A 22,345-nucleotide genomic window follows, 5' to 3' on the forward strand; every position below is an offset into this window, starting at 1 on the left:
CAGAATGGGTATCACCGTCCGTAACCTTCAGAAGCGCTTCGGCGATTTCACGGCGCTCGACAACGTATCGCTCGACTTCCCGCCCGGCGAGCTGGTCGCGCTGCTCGGGCCGTCCGGCTGCGGCAAGACCACGCTGCTGCGCGTGATCGCGGGCCTCGAGCACGCGGATGCGGGCCAGGTCGTGCTGCAGGGGCTCGACGTGGCATCGGTCGGCGCACGCGACCGCCAGGTCGGCTTCGTGTTCCAGCACTACGCGCTGTTCCGCCACATGACCGTGTTCGAGAACGTCGCGTTCGGGCTGCGCGTGAAGCCGCGCCGCGAGCGGCCGTCGGAAGCCGCGATCCGCGAGAAGGTGCACGAACTGCTGAAGCTCGTGCAGCTCGACTGGCTCGCGCAGCGCTATCCGTCCGAGCTGTCGGGCGGCCAGCGCCAGCGCATCGCGCTCGCCCGCGCGCTCGCGGTCGAGCCGAAGGTGCTGCTGCTCGACGAGCCGTTCGGCGCGCTCGACGCGAAGGTCCGCAAGGAGCTGCGCGGCTGGCTGCGTCGTCTGCACGACGACCTGCACATCTCGACGATCTTCGTCACGCACGACCAGGAGGAGGCGCTGGAAGTCGCCGATCGCATCGTCGTGCTGAACCGCGGCCACGTCGAGCAGGTCGGCAGCCCGCAGGACGTCTACGATCATCCGCAGAGCGCATTCGTCTACGAATTCCTCGGCGCCGCGAACCGGCTGCCGGGCACGGTCGCCGGGCGTGGCTTCGTCGCCGAGGGGGCGGCCGCGCCGATCGAGGTCGACGCCGATTTCGCCGGCCCCGCGAATGCCTATGTGCGCCCGCACGACCTGCAGCTGTGGCCGGTTGGCGAAGCAGGGCACCGCGACGGCATCGCGGTGGACGTGCGCCGCGTGATCCCGCTGGGCGGCTCGGTGCGCGTGGAGCTCGAGGCGCGTGCCGGCGGCGCGCTCGAGGCGGAACTCGATCGCGACGCATGGCGGGCGCTGTCGCTGCAGGTCGGCGACGGTGCGACGGCGGTGCCGCGCGCGGTGCGTGTGTTTCCCGCGCGTTGACGAGAAAATGCAGGGCAGGGGGCGGGATACGCTCGGAATCGACAATCAAACAACGACAGCCTAAGAGGCATACCCATGAATTTTCAGCAATTGCGGTTCGTGCGCGAAGCGGTGCGCCAGAACATGAACCTGACGGAAGTCGCGAACGTGCTGTACACGTCGCAGTCGGGCGTGTCGAAGCAGATCAAGGATCTCGAGGATGAGCTGGGCGTCGACATCTTCATCCGGCGCGGCAAGCGGCTGACGGGGCTCACGGAGCCCGGCAAGGCCGTGCACCAGCTGATCGAGCGGATGCTGCTCGACGCCGAGAACCTGCGCCGCGTCGCGCGCCAGTTCGCCGACCAGGACAGCGGCCATCTCGTCGTCGCAACGACGCACACGCAGGCGCGCTACGCGCTGCCGAAGGTGATCCGCCAGTTCACCGACGTGTTCCCGAAGGTGCATCTCGCGCTGCGCCAGGGCAGCCCGCAGCAGATCGCGCAGATGATCCTGAACGGCGAGGCCGATCTCGGCATCTCGACCGAGGCGCTCGACCGCTATCCGGACATCGTCACGTTCCCGTGCTATTCGTGGCACCACACGGTCGTCGTGCCGAAGGGCCATCCGCTCGTCGGCCGCGAGAACCTGACGCTCGAGGAAATCGCCGAGTACCCGATCATCACGTACGACCAGGACTTCACGGGCCGCTCGCACATCGACCAGGCGTTCACGCAGGCGGGCGCCGTGCCCGACGTCGTGCTCACCGCGATCGACGCGGACGTGATCAAGACCTATGTCGAGCTCGGCATGGGGATCGGCGTGGTCGCGGCAATGGCCTACGATCCGCAGCGCGACACGGGGCTCGTCGCGCTCGATACGCAGCATCTGTTCGAAGCGAGCACGACGCGGGTCGGGCTGCGCAAGGGTGCGTTCCTGCGCGCGTATGCGTACCGGCTGATCGAGATGTTCGCGCCGCATCTGAACGAAGCGGAAATCGCGGGGCTGTTGCGCGAAGCCGTTTGACGGCAGCGCGTCGTGCGTCATCCGCGCGCTCGGCGCGGATGGCGCGACATACCGGCGCGGGTTGTGTCATGTATTGGGCAGCGGCAGGCGATTTGCCGCTGCCTGGGTCGATCGACTCACCGTATCATCGACCGCCATCGCGGTTTCCGTCCGATTCTTCGCCGCACGCGGCGAACGACATGTATTCGCTTGTCGACCCAACGACAAGAACAAGAGCGTCGCGTGCACGCCTCGTTGCGGGTTAGGCCATCTGCCCTATCGAGCGATCCATTGGCCGGCAAATGTGATTCAATGCACGTGAATGCCGGGTGACGTGCGCTCGGGCCGTCTGTTGGTCGCCATCCTGCCGGCCGGATCGCATCAGCGACGCAACGCGCAACACCGGAACGAAGTGCAAAAAGCAACGCCGGCAGGCCGTCCGCCTTCAAGAAACCACGCACGTGGATCGCCGGTTCCGGCATGCCCGCGGACCTATCGCGCAGCACGCAACACGCGTGACGAAGAGGTAAACAATGAATCTGAAATGGCTTCTCTTTTCCTTCGAAGGCCGGATCGGGCGCCTGCCGTGGTGGATCTACGCGCTGGTTTCCACGGTGCTCAGCGCGATTTTCGATGCGAGTTCCCGCGGTGCGCCGGAAGACGATCTGCCGCCGCTGGTGATGCGCGGTCGTCGCGGTGTGGTCGTCGATTGCGGTCGGTGTGAAGCGGCTGCACGACATCGACAAGTCGGGATGGTGGATGCTGCTGCTGTTCGTGCCGATCGTCGGCGCGCTCGCGTTGTTCGTGATGAACGGCTTCATCGCCGGCACGCCGCATGCGAACCGCTTCGGCGAGCCGCCGTCGGCCGATGAAGACGAACCGGCGCCGCGGGGCCCGGCGTGACACGCGCTCCGAATAAACCCTTAAATATTGATCAGACAGGTTGCACGCCGACGCGAATCGGTACAGCATAGCCTTCACTCCGCCGGCGTCCCGCCGGCGGCGGCGCGTAAACGACAGCGCGCCAGGCAGTCGGCCGTCTGCCTCGCTTCCATTCCGTGGTACCGACAGCAGCATCGATGGCCATTGCCCGGGTAGTGTGGCGCAAACGTTTGCTCACATTAAAACAACAGTCAAACAATCGTCCGGCCCTTGGGGCCAGTCGCCAGGAGATGAGTATGAATGTTCGCTTTCGCCGTCGCTTCCTGACCGCCGCGCTCGCCGCCGTCGCGGTCGCCGCCGCACCGGCCGTCCACGCGCAATCGGCGGCCAAGCCGAAGGTCGCGCTCGTGATGAAGTCGCTCGCCAACGAGTTCTTCCTGACGATGGAAACGGGCGCGAAGGAATACCAGAAACACAACGCGGGCCAGTTCGACCTGATCACCAACGGCATCAAGGACGAAACCGACACCGCGAACCAGATCCGCATCGTCGAGCAGATGATCGTGTCGAAGGTCGACGCGATCGTGCTCGCGCCGGCCGATTCGAAGGCGCTCGTGCCGGTCGTGAAGAAGGCGGTCGACGCGGGCGTCATCGTCGTGAACATCGACAACCGGCTCGATCCCGACGTGCTGAAGTCGAAGAACCTGAACGTGCCGTTCGTCGGCCCGGACAACCGCAAGGGCGCGCGCAAGATCGGGGACACCCTCGCGAAGCGGCTGAAGTCGGGCGACCAGGTCGGCATCATCGAAGGCGTGTCGACGACGACCAATGCGCAACAGCGCACGGCCGGCTTCCAGGACGCGATGAAGGCGGGCGGGATGAAGGTCGTGTCGGTGCAGTCCGGCGAATGGGAGATCGACAAGGGCAATGCGGTCGCCGCCGCGATGCTCAACGAATACCCGAACCTGAAGGCGCTGCTGTGCGGCAACGACAACATGGCGATCGGCGCCGTGTCGGCCGTGCGCGCGGCAGGCAAGCAGGGCAAGGTGCTCGTGGTCGGCTACGACAACATCAACGCGATCAAGCCGATGCTGAAGGACGGCCGCGTGCTCGCGACCGCCGATCAGTACGCGGCGAAGCAGGCCGTGTTCGGTATCGACACGGCGCTCAAGGCGATTGCGGAGCATCGCAAGCAGGCCGACATGTCGGGCGTCGTCGAGACGCCGGTGGATCTCGTGACGAAGTGACGCGGCCCCGATGCGGCCGCCGCCCTCAAGAATCGGGCGCGGCGGCCGTTATCCGGGGTGAGCGCGATCACGGCCACTGCATGCACATGCACTTGTGAGCGTCACACCCGCGCGCCGCGTGCGCGCGGCCGCAACCAGGATCGTGATGGACCCGACTTTCCAACCCTCCCGCGCAGCCGCTCCCGTGCTGTCCGTCTCCGGCATCGGCAAGACCTATGCCGAACCCGTGCTCGCCGACGTCACGCTGACGCTCGAGGCGGGCCATGCGCTTGCGTTGACGGGCGAGAACGGCGCCGGCAAGAGCACGCTGTCGAAGATCATCGGCGGCCTCGTCGAGCCGACCGCCGGCACGATGCAGCTCGGCGGCACGCCGTATGCGCCGGCGAGCCGGACGCAGGCCGAGGCACTCGGCGTGCGCATGGTGATGCAGGAGCTGAACCTGCTGCCGACACTGACGGTTGCCGAAAACCTGTTCCTGAACCGCCTGCCGCGGCGCTTCGGGATCATCGATCGCGCGCGGCTGCGCGACGATGCACGGGCCGCGATGGCGCAGGTCGGGCTCGACGCGGTCGATCCCGATACGCCGGTCGGCGCGCTCGGCATCGGCCACCAGCAGATGGTCGAGATCGCGCGCAACCTGATCGGCGACTGCCGCGTGCTGATTCTCGACGAACCGACCGCGATGCTGACCGCGCGTGAAGTCGAGCTGCTGTTCGAGCAGATCGACCGGCTGAAGACGCGCGGCGTCGCGATCGTCTACATCTCGCACCGGCTCGAGGAACTCGCGCGGGTCGCCGAGCGCGTCGCGGTGCTGCGCGACGGCCGGCTCGTCCACGCGGGCGACATGGCGGCGACGACGTCCGACGGGCTCGTCACGCTGATGGTCGGGCGCGAGATCGGCGAGCACATCGATCTCGGCGAGCGTCGTGTCGGCGCGCCGCGGCTTATCGTGTCGGGCCTCAGCCGCGGGACGGCGGTGCGCGACGTGTCGCTCGAGGTGCGCGCGGGCGAGATCTTCGGCATCTCGGGGTTGATCGGCGCGGGACGCACCGAGCTGCTGCGGCTGATCTACGGCGCGGATGCGCCGGACGCGGGGACGATCGCGATCGGCCAGCCGCCGAAGCCGGTGCGGATCGGTTCGCCCGTCGAGGCGGTGAAGGAGGGCATCGCGCTGATCACCGAGGATCGCAAGGGCGAAGGGCTGCTGCTGACGCAGTCGATCACCGCGAACGTGTCGCTCGGCCAGCTCGACCGGCTCGCGCGCGGCGGGATCGTCGACGGCGCGCGCGAAACGGCGCTCGCCGAGCAGCAGATCGACGCGCTGCGGATCCGTACGCACGGCGCGACGCAGGCGGTCGGCGAGCTGTCGGGCGGCAACCAGCAGAAGGTCGTGATCGGTCGCTGGCTCGCCCGCGACATGGGCGTGCTGCTGTTCGACGAGCCGACGCGCGGGATCGACGTCGGCGCGAAGTTCGAGATCTACACGTTGATGGGCGCGCTCGCGCGCGAAGGCCGCGCGCTCGTCGTCGTGTCGAGCGACCTGCGCGAGCTGATGCTGATCTGCGACCGGATCGGCGTGATGTCGGCCGGGCGCATGACCGCCGTGTTCGAGCGCGGCAACTGGACCCAGGATGCGCTGCTGGCCGCGGCGTTCGCCGGCTTCGGCCGCGACACGCCGCCGGGCGGCGCGCAGCATCCGGACGCGGGGCACGCGCAAGGCGCCGCTCCCGGCACTTCGAATACAGGACGACCGCAATGACCCAGCCTCCCGTAACCCCGACCGACGCAGGCGCGCAGCAGGACGTGACGGGGCGCCGTGCGCGCACGCTGTCCGGCACACGGCTCGGCCTGTCGAACTACCTCGGGCTCGCCGGTGCGCTCGCCGCGATGATCGCGCTGTTTTCGGTGCTGAGCTCGCATTTCCTGACCTACGATACGTTCAGCACGATCGCGAACCAGATTCCCGATCTCGTCGTGATGTCGGTCGGGATGACCTTCGTGCTGATCATCGCCGGGATCGACCTGTCGGTCGGCTCGGTGCTCGCGCTCGCCGCGTCGATGGTCAGCGTCGCCGCGCTGAAATGGCAGTGGGGGCCGCTGCCGGCCGCGCTGATCGGTATCGCGGTCGCGACCGTCACGGGCGCGTTGACGGGCGCGGTCACGGTCGGCTGGCGGATCCCGTCGTTCATCGTGTCGCTCGGCGTGCTGGAGGCCGCGCGCGGCCTCGCGTACCAGCTGACGAATTCGCGCACGGCCTATATCGGCGACGCGTTCGATTTCCTGTCGAACCCGATCGCGCTCGGCATCTCGCCGGCGTTCCTGATCGCGGTCGCGGTGATGATCGCGGCCCAGTTCGTGCTGACGCGCACCGTGTTCGGACGCTATCTCGTCGGGATCGGCACGAACGAAGAAGCGGTCCGACTTGCAGGGGTTAACCCGAGGCCGTATAAAATTCTCGTATTCGCATTGATGGGCGCCCTCGCAGGGCTGGCGTCGTTGTTCCAGATTTCGCGGCTCGAGGCGGCCGACCCGAATGCGGGCGTCGGCCTCGAACTGCAGGTGATCGCTGCCGTCGTGATCGGCGGCACGAGCCTGATGGGCGGGCGCGGCTCGGTGATCAGCACGTTCTTTGGCGTGTTGATCATCTCCGTGCTGGCCGCGGGGCTGGCGCAGATCGGTGCGAACGAGCCGACGAAACGGATCATCACCGGCGCGGTGATCGTGGTGGCGGTCGTGCTCGATACGTATCGTAGCCGGCGCACCCGCGTGCGGTAAAAAGACAGACAGAACAGACCAGAGAGAAACGGGAAATGGCGACGATCAAGGATGTGGCGGCCATGGCGGGCGTGTCGTTTACGACCGTCTCGCACGTGGTGAACAATTCGCGGCCGGTGTCCGCGGATGTGCGTGCGAAGGTCGAGGGCGCAATCCGCGAGCTGAATTACGTGCCGTCGGCCGTGGCGCGCTCGCTGAAGGCGCGTGCGACGGCGACCATCGGCCTTGTCGTGCCGAACAGCACGAATCCGTACTTCGCCGAGCTTGCGCGCGGGATCGAGGATCAGTGCGCGGCCAATGGCTATTGCGTGTTCTTCTGCAACTCGGACGACGATCCCGTCAAGCAGCGCAACTACCTGCGCGTGCTGCAGGAAAAGCGAATCGACGGGCTCATCGTCGCGTCGGCGGGCGAGGATGCGGTGCTCGCGCAGACGCTCGCGGATATCCACGCGCCGCTCGTCGTCGTCGACCGCAACATCGAGGGGCTCGCGGCCGACCTCGTGCAGATCGATCACGAGCGCGGTGCGTACCTGGCGACGCGTCACCTGCTCGAGCTCGGGCACGCGAAGATCGGCTGCATCACGGGGCCGACCGACACGGCGGTCAGCGCCATGCGCGTGCATGGCTTCATCCGCGCGATGGCCGAGCGCGGGGTCGACATCGTGCCGGGCGCGATCGCGGAAAGCGACTTCTCGTGCCTCGGCGGTTATCACGCGGCGTCGCGGCTGTTCGAATCGGTGCGGCCGAGCGCGATCTTCGCGGGCAACGACCTGATGGGCGTCGGCGCGCTGCGCGCGGCGGCCGAGCGCGGCATGCGCGTGCCCGACGACTGTTCGATCATCGGGTTCGACGATATCGAATTCTCCCGTTACACGTATCCGGCGCTATCGACGGTCGGCCAGTCGGTGCGCGCGCTCGGCGAAATGGCCGCGCAGACGCTGATCGAGCGCATCGGCGGCGGCTCGACCGCCGTGCCGAGCCGCCGCCGCGTCGTGTCGCCGCGCCTCGTGCTGCGCGAGTCGACGGCGATTTACCGCGAGCCGCCGGCCTCCGGCGGTCGCGCATGACGGCGCCCGCGGCAGGCGCCGGCCGCGTGACGGTGGTCGGCAGTCTCAACATGGATCTGGTCGTGCGTGCGCCGCGTCTGCCGCTGCCGGGCGAAACGCTCGCCGGTCATGCATTCGCGCAGGCGGCGGGCGGCAAGGGCGGCAACCAGGCGGTTGCGGCCGCCCGGCTCGGCGCGCAGGTCGCGATGATCGGTTGCGTCGGCGCGGATGCGCACGGTGCCGCCCTGCGCGCGGGGCTCGAAGCCGAGGGAATCGACTGTGCGGGGCTCGCGACGAGCGCATCGGCGTCGACCGGCGTCGCGCTGATCGTCGTCGACGATGCGAGCCAGAACGCGATCGTGATCGTCGCGGGCGGCAACGGCGAGGTTACGACCGAGACGGTCGCCCGGCACGAAGCCGCACTGGCGTCGGCCGACGTGCTGATCTGCCAGCTCGAGACGCCGCCGGACGCGGTGTTCGCGGCGCTGTCGGCCGGGCGGCGGCTCGGCCGCACCGTGGTGCTCAATCCGGCCCCGGCCGTCGCACCGCTGCCGGACGGCTGGCTGCCGCTCGTCGACTACCTGATCCCGAACGAGGTCGAGGCGGCCGCGCTGACCGCGCTGCCGGTGCGTGACCCGGCGGAGGCGGAAGCGGCCGCGCGCGTGCTGCAGGCAGGCGGCGCGCGCAACGTGCTGGTGACGCTCGGCGCGCGCGGCGTGCTGGCGCTGACGGCCGATGGCGCGGCGCGGCATTATCCGGCGCCGGCCGTGCAGGCCGTCGACACGACGGCCGCCGGCGATACCTTCATCGGCGGCTTTTCCGCGCGGCTCGCGGCCGGCGCGGACGTCGACACGGCCATCCGCTTCGCGCAACGCGCCGCGGCACTCTCGGTCACGCGAGCGGGCGCGCAGCCGTCGATTCCCACGCTGGCCGAACTGGCCGAATAGGACCCGATCAAGCATCGCGGCCGGTCCGTCGCAAACGACGGCCGGCCGCCCACCTGCGACGCGCGCCGGCAGCGGAGCGCCGCCCCTCCCTTGGCTTCCAAACCCACGCTGAAACGCGCATTATTCATTTAGCTATTTGTAATAAACAGACGAATAATTCGAAAAAATAGCGGAAACACCATCAAGTTGTGCGGTGCATGGTCGTAAATGCACCAAGTGAAGCAATGCTTCGAAGCGACGGGCTGTCCCGTCCATCACGACGCAACACAGGAAGGATGATGGTGTTCAAAAACCTGACGATTCGTGCGCGCATCGGTCTCACGATGGCGTTTCTGGCGGTACTCCTGGGGGTGATCGGCGCGCTTGGCGTGTACGGCATGACGCGCGCGAACGACACGACGCGCGATATTTTCACGAACCAGATGCCTAGCGCGGTCGACGTTTCGGTGGCCGAGATCTACGCTGCGCGCGAACGCCTGGCGCTCGACCGTGGGGCGCTGCTGGCCGGCACACCCGACGCGGCGGCGGCCGTCGAACGAAGCCGCGCGATGCGCGCGCAGTCCGACACGTGGTGGCAGAAATACCTCGCGTTGCCGCGCGGCCCGGAGGAAGACCGGCTCGCGCAGGACGTCGCCGCGAAGCGGCAGGCGTTGCAGCACGCGTGTGACGCGTTCGCGAGCGTGATCGCGGCAAATCAGGCCGACCGGATCGGCGAAGGCGCGAAGCAGCTCCAGGCGAGTTACAACGACCTCTCGGTGGCGAGCGAGGCGCTGCGCAACTTCCAGTTCACCGATGCGCAAGCCGGTTTCGACCGTGCGGAATCGGCGTTCGACACGGTGCGCGTGTTGGCGATCGCCGCGCTGGTGGCCGGCCTTGCCGCCGCGGTCGTGTCGTGGCTGACGCTGAGCCGCGCGATCGGCCGTCCGATTGCCGACGCGCTCGCGCATTTCGACGCGATTGCCGCCGGCGACCTGCGCCGGCCGATCGTCGTGGATCGCCGTGACGAGATGGGCCAGCTTCTCGAAGGCCTCGGCAAGATGCAGCGCGGGCTCGTCGACACGGTGCGCACCGTGCGCGGCGGCAGCGAGTCGATCGCGACCGCGGCGCGCCAGATTGCGGCCGGTAACATCGACCTGTCGTCGCGCACCGAGGAACAGGCCGCGGCGCTGCAGGAAACCGCGTCGAGCATGGAGCAGCTGACCGGCACTGTGAAACAGAACGCGGACAATGCACGCCAGGCGAGTTCGCTGGCCGCGAACGCGTCGGAGATTGCAAACAAGGGTAATACGGTGGTCGGCCAGGTGGTCGGCACGATGGGCGAGATCAACGACAGCTCGGCGAAGATCGCCGACATCATCGCGATCATTGAAGGAATCGCGTTCCAGACCAACATTCTTGCGCTGAATGCCGCAGTCGAGGCGGCGCGGGCAGGCGAGGAAGGCCGCGGTTTCGCGGTCGTCGCGGGCGAGGTGCGCAGCCTGGCCCAGCGTTCGTCGGCCGCGGCCAAGGAGATCAAGGTGCTGATCGACGCGTCGGTGGAGCGCATTCGCTCGGGTTCCACGCTGGTCGACGAAGCAGGGCGCACGATGAGCGACGTGATCGGTGCGGTGCAGCGCGTGACGGACATCATGGGCGAGATCGCGGCGGCCTCCGAGGAGCAGAGCGGCGGGATCGACCAGGTGGCGCGCGCGGTCGCGCAGATGGACGAGGTCACGCAGCAGAATGCGGCGCTCGTCGAGGAAGCCGCGGCTGCCGCACAATCGCTCGACGAACAGGCCGGGCGCCTGCGTGAAACGGCAGCGGTCTTCCAGCTCAATGAAGACGACGCACGCCCGGGTGTCTCGACACCGGTGGCCGTGCGTCACGCGCCGCGTGCGGCCGCGGCAACGGTCGCGGTACCCGTCCAGGCTGCCGTGCGCGACGAGCGCGACGCACCACCGAAACGCGTCGCCGCAGCGGCGCCGGCACGCAAGCCCGTCGCTGCTCCAGCGGCGCCCGCGCAAGCGGCCGCTACCGCCGGCGCGGACGATTGGGAAACCTTCTGATTCGCGCGCATCGCGCATCTATCCCCATTTGGTGACGAACGACGCCCGCGACATGCGGGCGTCGTCGTTTCCGCGACGGAAATAATGTGACAGGCGACGGGCATGAACGACGATCGTGCCGCGTCGCATGCAGGGTGAAACATGCGTCGAAGGATGCGTGCACAGGTGGTGCGTCATGTTCCCGCATCCGTCGTACGGGTATTTCCGTAAGGGCGCTGCGAAAAAAATTTGTAACGGTGCGCACAACGTGTCGTCGAAAACGACCGCTCGAACGTATAGGGATGAAGGGGAGAAGTGACGACGCCGGATATGTCCAACACACAAGACGTTCCGTTGTTCGACGAGACGCGACGGATGCAGTTTCTGCGGCTCGGGAGGTCGATTGTAAAACGACGAAATGTGTTGTCCAAGCGGTGTTGTCGAGAATGACGAACTTCATACGAAGAGTTCGTGAAAAAAAATAAGAAAGGGTTTAGGATGAATTCGAACGCGCTTGCTTCTGCGCAGTCGTACGAAGGCAGGCACGTCTTCAGACTCAGGCGAGGGAGGTAGCATGGATATTTACAGCAGCTTCGCGAACCGCTTCGAAAAAACGCGAGAGGAAGAGCTCTCGCTGGAGGAGTATCTCGCGCTCTGCAAGAACGATCCATCCGCGTACGCGACGGCTGGTGAACGCATGCTGGAAGCAATCGGGGAACCTGAACACATCGATACCCGCAACGACCCGCGCCTGTCGCGGATCTTTGCGAACAAGGTCATCAAGGTCTATCCCGCATTCCGTGAGTTCTACGGAATGGAGGAGGTGATCGAGCAGGTGGTCGCCTACTTCCGACACGCTGCGCAAGGGCTCGAAGAGAAGAAGCAGATCCTCTATCTGCTTGGCCCGGTGGGCGGCGGCAAGTCGTCGATCGCCGAGCGGCTGAAGCAACTGATGGAGCGCGTGCCGTTCTATTCGCTGAAGGGTTCGCCCGTCAACGAATCGCCGCTCGGGCTGTTCGACTACGACGAAGACGGTCCGATCCTCGAGGAACAGTACGGCATTCCGCGCCGCTACCTGAAGAACATCCTGAGTCCGTGGGCCGTCAAGCGGCTGCACGAATACAACGGCGACATCCGCCAGTTCCGCGTGGTGCGCCGCTATCCGTCGATCCTGCGGCAGGTCGGCATCGCGAAGACGGAGCCGGGTGACGAGAACAACCAGGACATCTCGTCGCTGGTCGGCAAGGTCGATATCCGCAAGCTCGAACAGTACGCGCAGGACGACGCCGACGCGTACAGCTACTCGGGCGGCCTGTGCCTGGCGAACCAGGGGCTGCTCGAGTTCGTCGAAATGTTCAAGGCGCCGATCAAGGTGTTGCACCCGCTGCTCACCGCCACGCAGGAAGGCAACTTCAAGGGCACCGAGGGCTTCGGCGCGATTCCGTTCGACGGGATCATCCTCGCGCACTCGAACGAGTCGGAGTGGAAGGCGTTCCGCAACAACCGCAACAACGAGGCACTGCTCGACCGGATCTTCGTCGTGAAGGTGCCGTACTGCCTGCGTGTGTCGGAAGAGACCAAGATCTACGAGAAGCTGATCCGCAACTCGTCGCTGGCCGAAGCCGTGTGCGCGCCGGGCACGCTGAAGATGATGTCGCAGTTCTCGGTGCTGTCGCGCCTGCACGAGCCGGAGAATTCGAGCCTGTTCTCGAAGATGCAGGTGTATGACGGCGAGAACCTGAAAGACACCGATCCGAAGGCGAAGTCGTACCAGGAATACCGCGACTACGCGGGCGTGGACGAAGGGATGACGGGCGTGTCGACACGCTTCGCGTTCAAGATCCTGTCGCGCGTGTTCAACTTCGATTCGAGCGAGGTGGCGGCCAACCCCGTGCACCTGATGTACGTGCTCGAACAGCAGATCGAACGCGAGCAGTTCCCGCCGGAAACCGAGCAGAAGTACCTGTCCTTCGTGAAGGACGTGCTCGCGTCGCGCTACGCGGAATTCATCGGCAAGGAGATCCAGACGGCCTACCTCGAGTCGTATTCGGAGTACGGCCAGAACATCTTCGACCGCTACGTCACGTATGCGGACTTCTGGATCCAGGACCAGGAATTCCGCGACCACGACACGGGCGAGAGCTTCGATCGCGCCGCGCTGAACGCGGAGCTGGAGAAGATCGAGAAGCCTGCCGGCATCAGTAATCCGAAGGATTACCGCAACGAGATCGTGAACTTCGTGTTGCGTGCACGGGCGGCGAATGCCGGCAAGAACCCCGTGTGGACGAGCTACGAGAAGTTGCGCGTCGTGATCGAGAAGAAGATGTTCTCGAACACCGAGGAACTGTTGCCGGTGATTTCGTTCAACGCCAAGGGTTCGGCGGAGGAGCAGCGCAAGCATGAGGACTTTGTGAACCGGATGGTCGCGAAGGGCTATACGCCGAAGCAGGTGAGGCTGCTTTGCGACTGGTACCTGCGCGTGCGCAAGTCGTCATGACACGCGCGGTACCGCGCCCGTACGGCGTCGCCGTACGGGTGTTTTCAGAGACGCCGCCCGCATGACGGGAGACGGCATGTGCGGCGAGCGTCCCGGCATATCGACTTTCGAGCGGGAGACCGGGAGTGCTTCATCAAATCATCGACCGCAGGCTGGCCGGCAAGAACAAGAGTATCGCCAACCGCGAACGCTTTCTGCGTCGCGTCAAGAACTACATTCGTCGTGCCGTGTCCGATGCGGTGCGCGACCGTAGCATCAAGGATATCCAGAGCACGCAAAGCATCACGATTCCGCGCAAGGACATCGCGGAGCCGAATTTTCGGCACGCCCCTGGCGGACGTCGTGAATACGTGCACCCCGGCAACGAGGACTACGTGCGCGGCGACAAGATCCCGCGTCCGCAGGGCGGCTCGGGCGGGGGCGGCAGTCAGGCGAGCAACGAGGGCGAAGGGCAGGACGACTTCGTGTTCGAGTTGTCGCGTGACGAGTTCATGCAGTACTTCTTCGACGATCTCGAACTTCCGCGCCTCGTGAAGACGCACCTGCTGACGGTGCCGAGCTGGAAGAACGTGCGCGCGGGCTGGTCGGCGGAAGGCACGCCGAACAACATCGACGTCGTGCGTTCGCTGCGCAGCGCGCTCGGGCGTCGCATCGCGCTCGGCTCGCCGCTCGTCAACGAGTTGCGCGAACTCGAGGCGCAGCTCGAGGCAATGAAGCGCGATCCGGAAGACCGGCGCGCGGAGATCGCGGTGCTCGAGGCCGAGATCCATCACCTGAAGGGGCGCATCTGGCGGATTCCGTTCATCGATCCGTTCGACCTGCGCTACATCAACCGCGTGAAGCAGCCGCAACCGTCGAGCCAGGCCGTGATGTTCTGCCTGATGGACGTGTCGGGCTCGATGGACGAGCAGCGCAAGGATCTGTCGAAGCGCTTCTTCATCCTGCTTTACCTGTTCCTCAAGCGGAACTACGAGCGCATCGAGGTCGTGTTCATCCGTCACCACACGCGTGCCGAGGAAGTCGACGAAGACACCTTCTTCCATTCGACCGAGAGCGGCGGCACGGTGGTGTCGAGCGCGCTCGAGCTGATGCGCAAGGTGATGAACGAGCGCTACTCGCCGACCGAGTGGAACATCTACGGCGCGCAGGCGTCCGACGGCGACAACTGGACCGACGATTCGCCCAAGTGTCGCAAAATCCTGGAAGAGGATATCCTCACGAAGACGCGTTACTTCGCGTATATCCAGGTCGCGCCGGAAGAGCAGAACCTGTGGCTGGAATACGCGCAACTGGCCTTGTCGCAGCCGCATCTCGCGATGAAAAAAGTGGAATCGGCTGCCGACATCTACCCGGTGTTTCGCGAATTGTTCGAAAAGCAGGTGGAAATGTCATGACGACCCGCCATCTGCACAACGAGTCGCGCGGCTACGCGCCGCGCCCCTCCGGCGACGACACGGCCGGCCCTGCCGCATCGCAGCAACGCGGGCAGGCCGAACCACCGCCGCCGGCCGCCGACTTGCCCGGCTCCGGGCGAAAGGAAGCGCGTATGAACGTTGCCGAACGCAAGCCGCTGCCGTGCCCGTCCGACTGGACGTTCGAACTGCTCGAGGAATACGACACGCACATCTCGCAGGTTGCCGAACAATACGAGCTCGATATCTACCCGATCCAGCTCGAACTGATCAGCGCCGAGCAGATGATGGACGCGTATGCGTCGGTCGGGATGCCCGTCAACTACCGTCACTGGTCGTTCGGCAAGCATTTCCTGTCGACCGAGAAGAGCTACCGTCGCGGCCAGATGGGGCTCGCGTACGAAATCGTCATCAACTCGAACCCGTGCATCGCGTACCTGATGGAAGAGAACACGATGACGATGCAGGCGCTCGTCATCGCGCACGCGGCGTACGGGCACAACTCGTTCTTCAAGGGCAACTACCTGTTCCGGCTGTGGACCGACGCGCACGCGATCATCGACTATCTCGTGTACGCGAAGAACTACGTCGCGGAATGCGAGGAGCGCTACGGCCTCGATCGCGTCGAGGAACTGCTCGATTCGTGCCATGCGCTGATGAACTACGGCGTCGACCGCTACAAGCGGCCGCAGAAGCCTTCGCTGTCGAAGGAAGCCGCGCTGCGGCGCGAGCGCGAGGCGTACCTGCAGTCGCAGGTGAACGAGTTGTGGCGCACGCTGCCGGGCAAGAAGCCCGAGCTGATGGAAGAACAGGAAGAGCGCTATCCGCCCGAGCCGCAGGAGAACCTGCTGTATTTCGCGGAGAAGAATGCGCCGCTGCTCGAGCCGTGGGAGCGGGAAGTGATCCGCATCGTGCGCAAGATCGGCCAGTATTTCTACCCGCAGCGGCAGACGCAGGTGATGAACGAAGGCTGGGCGACGTTCTGGCACTACACGCTGCTGAACACGCTGTACAACCAGGGGAAGCTGGAAGACAGCTTCATGATGGAGTTCCTGCACTCGCACAGCAACGTGGTCTACCAGCCGCCCGTCACGAAGCCGTACTACAGCGGGATCAACCCGTATGCGCTCGGCTTCTCGATGATGAGCGACATCCGGCGGATCTGCGAAGCGCCGACGGAAGAGGACTACAAGTGGTTTCCGGAGATCGCGGGCACCCCGTGGCTGCCGGCGATGCACTACGCGATGCGCAACTTCAAGGACGAGAGCTTCATCGCGCAGTACCTGTCGCCGAGCCTGATCCGCGACATGCGGCTCTTCTCGGTGCTCGACGACGACATGCGCGATTCGCTCGAGGTGTCGGCGATCCACGACGATTCGGGCTACCAGTACGTACGGCAGGCGCTGTCGCGGCAGTACGACATCCATCACCGCGAGCCGAACATCCAGGTGTGGGCGGTGAATACGCGCGGGGATCGCAGTCTCACGCTGCGCCACTTCATGACCGACAACCGCCACCTGTCGAACGACAGCGACGAGGTGCTCAAGCACATGGCGCGGCTCTGGCAATTCGACGTGTTCCTGGAAAGCGTCGACGAGGCCGGCACCGTGCGCAAGCGCTACGAGTGCCGCTACGTGCCGCCGGAGGTGCGGATCTGAGCGTCGCCTGCGGAATGTTTGCATCGGACGCCAGCCTTGCGGCTGGCGTTTTCATATGACGAGCGCGTGGCGGGAGAAAAATTTTCTACATCGGGACGAACCCGGAGAGCCCGTTACTTTACATTTCGCTAAAATTCCGTAGCGCCGTGCGCCGGAACCGGTGCCACGTACGATCGCACGCGGCGGCCCCCAGCCGTCTCGCCCAGAAAGCACTAAAAAGGAACTGACCAATCCATGGACGTCCAGACCGACCAAGCTGCGCTGTCCGCGCATGACACCCGGCGGCGCGTGTTCGCCATCGTCGGCGCCTCGTCGGGCAACCTCGTCGAGTGGTTCGACTTCTACATCTACTCGTTCTGCGCGCTGTACTTCGCGCCGGCGTTCTTCCCGAGCGGCAACACGACGACGCAGCTGCTGAACACGGCCGGCGTGTTCGCGGCCGGCTTCCTGATGCGTCCGATCGGCGGCTGGCTGTTCGGCCGCATCGCCGATCGCCACGGCCGCCGCAACGCGATGATGATCTCGGTGCTGATGATGTGCGGCGGCTCGCTCGTGATCGCGGTGCTGCCGACCTATGCGCAGATCGGCGCGCTCGCGCCGGCGCTGTTGCTGATCGCGCGGCTGTTCCAGGGGCTGTCGGTGGGAGGGGAATACGGCACGAGCGCGACCTACATGAGCGAGGTGGCGCTGAAGGGCCGTCGCGGCTTCTTCGCGTCGTTCCAGTACGTGACGCTGATCGGCGGCCAGCTGTGCGCGCTGCTCGTGCTCGTGATCCTTCAGCAGACGCTGTCGGCCGACGAACTGAAGGCGTGGGGCTGGCGCATTCCGTTCGTGGTCGGCGCGGCGGCCGCGCTGATCTCGCTGTACCTGCGCAAGTCGCTCGACGAGACGTCGACGACCGAATCGCGCGACAAGAAAAACGCGGGCACGATTCGCGGCGTGTGGCAGCACAAGGGCGCGTTCTTCACGGTGGTCGGCTTCACGGCCGGCGGCTCGCTGATCTTCTACACGTTCACGACGTACATGCAGAAGTACCTCGTGAACACGGCCGGCATGCATGCGAAGACGGCCAGCAACGTGATGACCGTCGCGCTGCTCGTCTACATGCTGATGCAGCCGGTGTTCGGCGCGCTGTCCGACAAGATCGGCCGCCGCACGTCAATGATCCTGTTCGGTTCGTTCGCGGTGATCGGCACGGTGCCGCTGATGCATGCGCTGAAGGACGTGACGAGCCCGGTGGCCGCATTCGTGCTGATCACCGTCGCGCTCGCGATCGTCAGCTTCTACACGTCGATCAGCGGCCTGATCAAGGCCGAGATGTTCCCGCCGGAAGTGCGCGCGATGGGCGTCGGCCTGTCGTACGCGGTCGCGAATGCGATCTTCGGCGGTTCCGCCGAGTACGTCGCGCTGTGGTTCAAGTCGATCGGCAGCGAGGAAACCTTCTACTGGTACGTGACCGTGCTGTGCGCGATCTCGCTGCTCGTGTCGTGGCAGATGCGCGATCCGAGCAAGGAAGGGTATCTGCGTCACGAGCCGTGATCGGCTGCGCAGTGTGCGCATCGAGCGCATGCGCATCATGACGAACGTCCCGCCACCCGGCGGGACGTTTTTTTTTTGCGGCGTGCGATTACGCGGGCGGCGGCACGTGGTCGGGTGCCGGATCGGATGCGCTCGACAGGCTGCCTTGCTCGACCAGCCATTCGAACATCCGCTCGACGATCGGCGAGCGTGACGGGCCTTCCATGCGCGACAGCCACCACGTGGTGCCGGGCAGGCGCGGGTAATCGGCGAGCACGGTCAGCGTGCGCTGGTCGATGCCCGCCTGCGCGACGAGGCGCGGCAGGCACGCGATGCCGCGGCCGCGCAGCACGGCGTCCAGCACGAGCCGCTGGTCGTCGTAGATCGCATGCATCCGGAACGCCGACAGCTGCTCGCGGAACACCGTCGCCAGGCGCTCGTCGGTCAGGCTGGCTTCGAGACAGATGACGCCCGCGTGCAGCGGGTGCGCGTCGCGCGGCACGCGTTCGAGTCGTTCCGCCAGCGGCGTCGCGCACACCGTCACCCATTCGTCCCGCATGAACGGGATATCGAGCAGGCCGGGCTGCAGCATCGGCCGCGTGCCGATCGTCATGTCGACGTCGATCTCGTCGACGTAGCGCGCGGTTTCGTCGGTCGACAACAGCGGGCACAGGTCGGGCAGCGCCTGCTGCAGCTGCTCGAGGCGCGGCTGCAGCCAGCCGTGCAGCAACGGCGCGGGACACACCAGCACGACGAGCCCCGGGTTCAGGTAGGTCGCGATGCGGTCGAGGCCGCCGCGCAACGTGTCCATCGCGCGCTGCACGCTGCGCTGCAGAACCTCGCCGGCGATGGTCAGTTCGACGCCGCGGCCGCGCCGGCGGAATAGCGGCTGCCCGAGTTGTGCTTCGAGCTGCTGGATCTGATGGCTGATCGCCGATTGCGACAGGTGCAGCTCATCGGCCGCCCGCGAGAAATTGCCCAGTCGGGCCGCGGCTTCGAAGCCGGTCAGCAGTTTCAGGGACGGAACGCGTTGCATCGAGGTATGAGGTGAATTGATTGATTCGGCCAATAAATATCAATATTCATCAAGTTTAACCTGACGCACAATCGGCCATCAATCACAACGGAGACGGAACGATGGGTCGCTTTGATGCTCGCCAGCGCGGTTACCGGATGCCCGCGGAATGGGAATCCATGGATGCCACGTGGCTCGGATGGCCGGTTCTGCACGATCGCGAGGATCTGTGGGGAAGCCACTACGCGCAGGTGTGCCGCGAATTCGCGCTGGTCGCGCGGACGATCGCCCGTTACCAGCGTTGCGTGGTGGCCGCGCATCACAGCCAGGCCGACGCCGCGCGCGAGATGGTCGGCGCGAGCGTCGACGTGCTGCCGGTCGCGGCGGAGGACAACTGGCTGCGCGACTGCGGGCCGGTCTTTCTGGTGAGCGAACGGCGCGGGCTGGGCGCGGCCGTGTTCCGCTTCAACTGCTGGGGCGAGAAGTACCAGCCGTACGACGGCTGCCAGCAGGCCGGGCAGGACATCGCCCGCGCGGCGGGCGCGGAGATCTTCAATTCGCACCTGGTGCTGGAGGGCGGCGCATTTTATGTCGACGGGCAGGGCACGCTGGTCACCACCGAGAGCTGCCTGCTGCATCCGAATCGCAATCCGCACCTGAGCCGCGCGGAGATCGAGGCGGAGCTGCGCCGGATGCTGGGCGTCGAGAAGATCATCTGGCTGCCGGGCAATCCCGACGAAGTGGAGACGAACGGGCACGTGGACGGCATCGCGTCGTTCATCGCACCGGGCCGGATGCTGTGCCAGACCGCGCTGCCGGAGCAGGGCGACTATTTTCACGTGATGCGGGAAAACCGTCGCGCGCTGGAGCTGGCAACCGATGCGGCGGGGCGTCGCTTCGAGCTGCTCGACCTGCCGTCGCCGATCGTCACCGAACGCTTCGGCTCCGAGCGCTACTGCGATTGCTACGCGAACTACATTCTGGTGAACGGCGCGGTGATCGTGTCCGCGTTCGGCGTCGAGCAGGATCAGGCGGCGCACGAGGCATTCAGCCGCGCGTTCCCCGGGCGTAACGTGGAGATGCTGCCGATCCCGACTTTGTCGATCGGCGGCGGCAGCATCCACTGCTCGACGCAGCAGCAGCCGTCCGTCGCGCACTGAGCGACGTTTCGTCAGCGGTTTCCGATCCCACCGAGGAGCCATCGCAATGCCGTCCAAACACATCACCGTCGCCGCCGTCCAGATGGCGTCGGGCAGCTGGAATCTCGAAGACAACATGGCCACCGCGGAGCGCCTGATCCGCGCGGCCGCCGCACAGGGCGCGAATCTCGTGCTGTGCCCGGAGCTGTTCGCGATGCCGTACTTCTGCCTCGACCAGAACGTGCGCCATCTCGAACTCGCGCAGCCGTTCGAAGGCAACGCGCAGATCGCCCGGTTCGCCGCGCTGGCCGGCGAGCTCGGCATCGTGCTGCCGATCGGCTTCTTCGAGCGTGCGGGCAATGCCGCGTACAACTCGATCGCCGTGGCCGATGCAGACGGGCGCGTGCTCGGCGTCTATCGCAAGACACATATCCCGGACGGGCCGGGCTATACGGAGAAGTTCTATTTCACGCCGGGCGACACCGGCTTCAAGGTGTGGGACACGCGCTTCGGCCGGATCGGCATCGGCATCTGCTGGGACCAGTGGTACCCGGAGACGGCGCGCAGCCTCGCGCTGATGGGCGCCGAGATCCTGTGCTTTCCGACCATCATCGGCTCGGAGCCGTTCAGCAGTGCGTTCGATTCGTCCGGCCACTGGCAGCGCACGATGCAGGGCCACGCGGCCGCCAACATGGTGCCGGTCGTGGCCGCGAACCGGATCGGCCGCGAAGTCGGCTTCGGCAACGGCAATCCGGCGCAGCAGGGGCTCACGGGCGTGTTCTACGGGTCGAGCTTCATCGCGGATCACACCGGCGAGAAGCGGGCCGAGGCGAACCGCACCGATGAAGCCGTGCTCGTGCACACGTTCGATCTCGACGCGATCCGCGCCGACCGGCAATCGTGGGGCTTTTTCCGCGATCGCCGCCCGGAGATGTACCGCACGTTGCTGACCAGCGACGGCGTGTCGTCGTGTTATCGCTGAAGGAGGCCCGATGAAACGGAAAGCCGGGTTGCGCTTCGCGGTGCCGGGCCTCGCGCTGTGCGTGCTGGCCGGCACGGCCCGCGCCGACGACGAGAAGGTGCTGAACCTGTACAACTGGAGCAATTACTTCGCGCCGGATACGCTGGCCGGCTTCGAGAAGGAAACCGGCATCAAGGTGCGCTACGACGCGTACGACAGCGACGAGACGCTGCAGTCGAAGCTGCTGACCGGCAACAGCGGCTACGACCTCGTGTGGCCGACCAACGACTTCATGGCCAAGCAGATCCAGGCGGGCGTGTTTCGCAAGCTCGACAAGACCCGGCTGCCGAACCTGAAGTATCTCGATCCGTCGCTGCTGAAGCAGATGGCGCAATCCGATCCGGGCAACCAGTACGGCGTGCCGTACATGTGGGGCACCGTGGGCGTCGGCTACGACCGCGCCAGGGTGCGCGCGATCCTCGGCAAGGACCTGCCGGCCGACAGCCTCGACCTGCTGTTCAAGCCCGAGATCGCGGCGCGCGTCGCCGCGAAGTGCGGGCTGGGCCTGCAGGACTCCGCGAGCACCGTGCTGCCGCTGGCGCTGCGCTATATCGGCCGCGATCCGATGCACCCGTCCGCGCAGGACTATGCGGCCGCGCAGGCGATGCTGATGAAGATCCGGCCGTACATCCGCGAGTTCGTCAATTCGTCCGATGCCAACGAGCTGATCGACGGCGAGCTGTGCGTGACGGTCGGCTTCTCCGGCGCGATCAACCTGGCCGCGCAGAAGGCGAAGGCGCGCGATCCGAAACGCGACGTGGTGTACGACATTCCGCGGATCGGCACCCTGATGTGGTTCGACGCGATGGTCATTCCGGCCTCCGCGAAGCATCCGGACAACGCGCATGCGTTCATCAACTACATCCTGCGTCCGGACGTGATCGCGAAGATCTCGAATTCGACGCGCTACGCGAATGCGAACCAGGGTGCGCTGAAGCTGATGGACCCGGCGCTGGTACGCGATCCGGGCATCTATCCGGACGAGGCGACGCGGCGGACGTTGTTCACGCCGATCGCCGAATCGCCGGCCGCGATGCGTCTGGAAGGCCGGACCTGGCTCGGCTTCAAGACGGCGCGGCCGTGACCGCGCATCATGAAGCCGCCGAACGATTGAAAC

General features: G+C 66.0%; 17 protein-coding genes. 16 read left to right on the forward strand and 1 reads right to left on the reverse strand.

Going from position 1 to position 22,345, the window contains the following annotated elements; all coding sequences use genetic code 11:
• Positions 1-4 precede the first annotated feature (4 nt).
• The 13 genes from CFB47_RS09485 (at position 5) to CFB47_RS09550 (ending at position 18,074) form a co-directional block, all read left to right on the forward strand.
• The gene (locus CFB47_RS09485) at positions 5-1,066 is read left to right on the forward strand and encodes a sulfate/molybdate ABC transporter ATP-binding protein (protein ID WP_089431032.1); all 1,062 of its coding nucleotides are present in this window, start codon (positions 5-7) and stop codon (positions 1,064-1,066) included.
• Positions 1,067-1,141: 75 nt separating this feature from the next.
• Positions 1,142-2,068: a CysB family HTH-type transcriptional regulator gene (locus CFB47_RS09490; RefSeq protein WP_006484201.1), complete on the forward strand. Its 927-nt coding sequence runs from the start codon at positions 1,142-1,144 to the stop codon at positions 2,066-2,068.
• Positions 2,069-2,743: 675 nt separating this feature from the next.
• Positions 2,744-2,950, forward strand: a complete 207-nt coding sequence (locus CFB47_RS09495) for a DUF805 domain-containing protein (RefSeq protein ID WP_089461005.1) — start codon at positions 2,744-2,746, stop codon at positions 2,948-2,950.
• Between the two features lie 275 nt (positions 2,951-3,225).
• A complete protein-coding gene (locus tag CFB47_RS09500; RefSeq protein WP_089461006.1) occupies positions 3,226-4,176 on the forward strand; it encodes a sugar ABC transporter substrate-binding protein in 951 nt (316 codons plus the stop codon).
• A gap of 145 nt (positions 4,177-4,321) precedes the next feature.
• The gene (locus tag CFB47_RS09505) at positions 4,322-5,935 is read left to right on the forward strand and encodes a sugar ABC transporter ATP-binding protein (RefSeq protein WP_089461007.1); all 1,614 of its coding nucleotides are present in this window, start codon (positions 4,322-4,324) and stop codon (positions 5,933-5,935) included.
• Positions 5,932-6,951, forward strand: coding sequence for an ABC transporter permease (locus CFB47_RS09510; RefSeq protein WP_046545645.1), 1,020 nt, complete (start codon positions 5,932-5,934; stop codon positions 6,949-6,951). The genes CFB47_RS09505 and CFB47_RS09510 overlap by 4 nt, the downstream gene beginning before the upstream one ends.
• A gap of 35 nt (positions 6,952-6,986) precedes the next feature.
• The gene (locus CFB47_RS09515) at positions 6,987-8,018 is read left to right on the forward strand and encodes a LacI family DNA-binding transcriptional regulator (protein ID WP_011351902.1); all 1,032 of its coding nucleotides are present in this window, start codon (positions 6,987-6,989) and stop codon (positions 8,016-8,018) included.
• Positions 8,015-8,944, forward strand: a complete 930-nt coding sequence (rbsK, locus tag CFB47_RS09520; RefSeq protein ID WP_089461008.1) for a ribokinase — start codon at positions 8,015-8,017, stop codon at positions 8,942-8,944. Before CFB47_RS09515 ends, rbsK begins: the two co-directional genes overlap by 4 nt.
• Before the next feature lie 278 nt (positions 8,945-9,222).
• Positions 9,223-10,989 (forward strand): methyl-accepting chemotaxis protein, encoded by a 1,767-nt coding sequence (locus CFB47_RS09525; protein WP_089461400.1) that lies wholly within the window; start codon positions 9,223-9,225, stop codon positions 10,987-10,989.
• 553 nt (positions 10,990-11,542) lie between these two features.
• Positions 11,543-13,465, forward strand: coding sequence for a PrkA family serine protein kinase (locus CFB47_RS09535; RefSeq protein WP_011351905.1), 1,923 nt, complete (start codon positions 11,543-11,545; stop codon positions 13,463-13,465).
• Between the two features lie 125 nt (positions 13,466-13,590).
• Entirely contained in the window at positions 13,591-14,859 is a 1,269-nt protein-coding gene (locus CFB47_RS09540; protein ID WP_089456163.1) for a YeaH/YhbH family protein, read from the forward strand.
• Positions 14,856-16,535, forward strand: a complete 1,680-nt coding sequence (locus CFB47_RS09545; RefSeq protein ID WP_089440032.1) for a SpoVR family protein — start codon at positions 14,856-14,858, stop codon at positions 16,533-16,535. The genes CFB47_RS09540 and CFB47_RS09545 overlap by 4 nt, the downstream gene beginning before the upstream one ends.
• Before the next feature lie 234 nt (positions 16,536-16,769).
• Entirely contained in the window at positions 16,770-18,074 is a 1,305-nt protein-coding gene (locus CFB47_RS09550) for an MFS family transporter (RefSeq protein WP_089456164.1), read from the forward strand.
• A gap of 88 nt (positions 18,075-18,162) precedes the next feature.
• Here the strand turns inward: CFB47_RS09550 and CFB47_RS09555 are convergent, their stop codons facing one another.
• The gene (locus CFB47_RS09555) at positions 18,163-19,089 is read right to left on the reverse strand and encodes a LysR family transcriptional regulator (protein ID WP_089461009.1); all 927 of its coding nucleotides are present in this window, start codon (positions 19,087-19,089) and stop codon (positions 18,163-18,165) included.
• A 137-nt stretch (positions 19,090-19,226) separates the two neighbouring features.
• On the opposite strand from CFB47_RS09555, the gene CFB47_RS09560 reads away from it, so the two are divergent.
• From CFB47_RS09560 to CFB47_RS09570, 3 genes are read left to right on the forward strand one after another with little or no spacing between them, the layout of a single operon-like run.
• The gene (locus tag CFB47_RS09560) at positions 19,227-20,228 is read left to right on the forward strand and encodes an agmatine/peptidylarginine deiminase (protein ID WP_256946689.1); all 1,002 of its coding nucleotides are present in this window, start codon (positions 19,227-19,229) and stop codon (positions 20,226-20,228) included.
• A 46-nt stretch (positions 20,229-20,274) separates the two neighbouring features.
• On the forward strand, positions 20,275-21,189 hold the full coding sequence (gene aguB, locus CFB47_RS09565; RefSeq protein WP_089461011.1) for an N-carbamoylputrescine amidase: 915 nt from the start codon (positions 20,275-20,277) through the stop codon (positions 21,187-21,189).
• A 10-nt stretch (positions 21,190-21,199) separates the two neighbouring features.
• Complete coding sequence (locus CFB47_RS09570) at positions 21,200-22,312, forward strand: polyamine ABC transporter substrate-binding protein (RefSeq protein WP_089461012.1); 1,113 nt, start codon at positions 21,200-21,202, stop codon at positions 22,310-22,312.
• The last annotated feature ends 33 nt before the right edge of the window (positions 22,313-22,345 follow it).

Origin of the sequence: Burkholderia sp. AU27893 (assembly GCF_002223205.1) — a bacterium.
GTDB lineage: Bacteria > Pseudomonadota > Gammaproteobacteria > Burkholderiales > Burkholderiaceae > Burkholderia.